Genomic DNA, 2,986 nt, shown 5'->3' on the forward strand with positions numbered 1-2,986 from the left:
AGGAAGCGACCAACAAGACGTTTCACTACGACACCGCAGAGATACTGCGCACACACGTCCTGGCCTTCATCGCGGCTCAGAGCCTGACCCAAAAGCCTACGATCGCGCGATTCGCCGGATGCCGACCTGGATGGCAGCGAGCGTGACGAAGGCCAGCAGGGTCGAGGCGAGGTTTTCGAAGTCCTTGGCCAGGCGGCGGTTCCGGCCGAGCCAGGAGAAGGTCCGCTCGACAACCCACCGTCGCTTGATCACCTCGAAGCCGGCCGCGTTGGGATTACGGCGGACCACCTCCAGCCGCAGCCCGTTGGCGCCTGCTGCCTCGTAGGTCTGCTGCGCATTGTAGCCCGTGTTGGCGAAGATGCACTCCAGCCACGGAAAGCGGAGCTTGATCCTGTCGAACAGAAGCGCGGCGCCGTCGCGGTCCTGAACGCCTGCCGAATGGACGACGAGGCGGATCGGCAAACCCAATGTGTCGACGAGGGAGTGGATCTTGCGCCCCTTCACCTTCTTTCCAGGCTCGTAACCCACCGCGTCGGCTGCGTCGGCGGTCTGCTTCTCGGCCTTACACCCCCCTTTTCGGCCGACTTGATCGTCTGGCTGTCGATGATGCCGGCCGAGGGGACCCTTCACGGTCCTCGCGGTCCCGCAGCATCGGGTAAAGCTGGTCCCAGATCGCATGCCACGTGCCGTCAGCCTGGAACTTGCGGAAGATGTTGTACACCGTCGAACGCGGTGGAAAGCCGTCCCGCGGCAGGTAGCGCCACGGGCAGCCGGTTCGCAGCAGATAAAGGATCGCGTTCATCGCCGACCGCATGTCGGTCTTGCGGGGCCTGCCACCCGGGGTCGCAGCCGGGATTAGCGGACCCAGCACGGCCCACTCCGCATCCGTGACATCGCTCGGATAGCCGCCACCCGGGCGCTTGTGGGTTTTTCGCTGCTCATCGGTCCACATGGTGATCCTGCCCGCTCGCTCGCCGGCTCTGAATCACACAACCACAACGACGTCATCCATCCTTTTGGGTCAGGCTCTTACAACTTTGCCAAGCACCTCAAAGCGCTGAAGTGGAAAACACCGTTTCAGACGATCTGCAGTGCCTGGACTGCCAACCCAGCTGTGTTCAAAATCAACCCGCATCACCTCATTCCGGGACCATACAGCGAGCCAATCAAAGCACGACCTGTGGGCCGCACTCCTCCGCTTTGAGCGGCGTTTGAAACACGAGCACGATGCCATGCGGTACTCGACGCCCCGGTGTCACAGGACGACTGCCGACTTTGGCGACCTCGGCGGCACGCAAGCTAGCGGTTTCGGGCTCGACGGCCACGCCTGTGCGAGACACGTTGACGATGCGTGCCGCTAATCGTTTGCCGCTCGTGGTTGTCAGGACAGTCGAGGTTTTCGCGGGCAAAAAGCGAGGCGCGGAGCGTGTCTCGCTCGAACCGATGTTGCTGGGCGTCGGGGGCGATCCACCAACGCTGGTTGTCCGGGAGAAAACGTCTCGCGGGATTGTTGTTATCGGAACCTGATCCTTGGCGCCACCGGCGCCTTTCCATATCCGTCCGAACCCGATCATCTTCCGATACGCCTCGCGTTGCGATATGAGCCTCGCACGATGGAACTTACGATTTCCTCATTGTGCGTGCCGCGGCCCGCCGGATGGGCGAAGCCGGACGAGTGCGCAAGGAGGGGAGCGGAGCCGAGGGCGCTACGTGGGTTGCCCCAAACGAGGGCAAAACTTAGCGTCACATAATCTTCGTTGAAATTTAGCACATGTGCTGAAATCATTAAGGGACGGGTTCTCGGGGAGGAGCAAGATTGGGAGTGCCCAATGAATCTCCATCAGGTTGAAATTATCGAATCAGCATGGCGCATTCTCAACGCTAGCGCGTCTGATACAGCCCACAGCGCCGCCGATGCCATCGCCCTGTTTCTGCAGGAACTCGATGACGACGGGCTCATCGATCGCTTGAATGAGGGCCGGAGCGGTAAGGATCTCATCGCCGGCATCGTAGCGGCATTGGGTAAAAAGACGCCATAGCTCCAGGCCAGGACGCCCGCGACCGCAAGCTCATGGTCGATACACGAGGCGGGATGGCTTGGGGCGGCAGGGGATCGCGGTGGAGTGAGAGTGCGAGCAGCCAATCTCCTGACCAGCGCAGAAAGAAGGCCGCTACACCTCGCGGCGAGCGACCCAAGTCTAGGGAGGAAACGCCCACGAAGGGCATGCGCCCGAGGACACGAAGCCAATCTACGACGGCCGGCTGTGATCGTCTATGAATGATAGATGTAAGATCGAACCACGACCCCGCCGCCATCGGCGCCCCGCGCGGCGAGGCCGTGATGGCAACGTGTTCGACCGCCGCCGGACGGCAAGGGACCATGCCGCCCGCGTGATCCGCAAGGGGTGGAAACGCGAAAAGCCTCGGTTACCGGTGAAGGCGAGCGGGGCTGGCTAGGGTCTGTTAGCGCTTGATCCATTGGACGGCTGCTGCGAGGCAGAGGATACCGAGGAACGATGTATCAGTCTTCTCGTAACGGGTCGCGACGCCTCGCCACTCCTTCAAGCGCGCCCACGCATTCTCGATGTGATGTCGATTGTTGTAGATCCAGGCCGGGCAAGCGACGGGCGCCTCGTTGCTTTTAGCCGGGATCGCCGGCCTGGAGCCCATGTCCCAGATCGCGTCGCGGAAGGCGTGGGCCGCATAGCCCTTGTCGGCGACCACCCACCCTGGTGCGCGGGGCAAGCCTGCCAGCAAGGGGTCGGCCTGGGGCAGTTCGTGGGCCTGCCCTGGCACAAGGCGGAAGGCAATGGGCAGCCCGCGTCCGTCGCAGATCATGCAGGCTTTCGTGCCGTAGCCACCACGAGAGCGGCCCAAAGCTTCACGCTCATCTCGCTCCGCCCCCGCGACCCCCTTTATGGATGGCCCGCCCCTCCCTCTGCAGCAGCTGATAGCATGCTGGTGCAACCCAGGTGAGGACGGAGCA

2 protein-coding genes and 1 pseudogene are annotated in these 2,986 nt (G+C 62.7%); 1 reads left to right on the top strand and 2 read right to left on the bottom strand.

Annotated features, from left to right (window positions below; translation table 11 throughout):
- Nucleotides 1-96 precede the first annotated feature (96 nt).
- Nucleotides 97-952 (bottom strand): annotated as a pseudogene (locus tag D3273_RS27360) (IS5 family transposase).
- Between the two features lie 877 nt (nucleotides 953-1,829).
- Here D3273_RS27360 and D3273_RS27370 point away from each other — a divergent pair.
- Nucleotides 1,830-2,039 (top strand): hypothetical protein, encoded by a 210-nt coding sequence (locus tag D3273_RS27370; RefSeq protein WP_129230164.1) that lies wholly within the window; start codon nucleotides 1,830-1,832, stop codon nucleotides 2,037-2,039.
- A 424-nt stretch (nucleotides 2,040-2,463) separates the two neighbouring features.
- Here D3273_RS27370 and D3273_RS27375 read toward each other — a convergent pair.
- On the bottom strand, nucleotides 2,464-2,986 hold a 523-nt coding region (locus tag D3273_RS27375), incomplete at its 5' end, for an IS5 family transposase (RefSeq protein WP_129230165.1).

The sequence above is a fragment of the Lichenibacterium minor genome (assembly GCF_004137685.1).
GTDB classification, from domain to species: domain Bacteria; phylum Pseudomonadota; class Alphaproteobacteria; order Rhizobiales; family Beijerinckiaceae; genus Lichenihabitans; species Lichenihabitans minor.

Coding starts and splice junctions, on each gene's coding strand:
- D3273_RS27370 (WP_129230164.1), top strand. CDS start 1,830: ATGAATCTCCATCAGGTTGAAATTATCGAATCAGCATGGCGCATTCTC.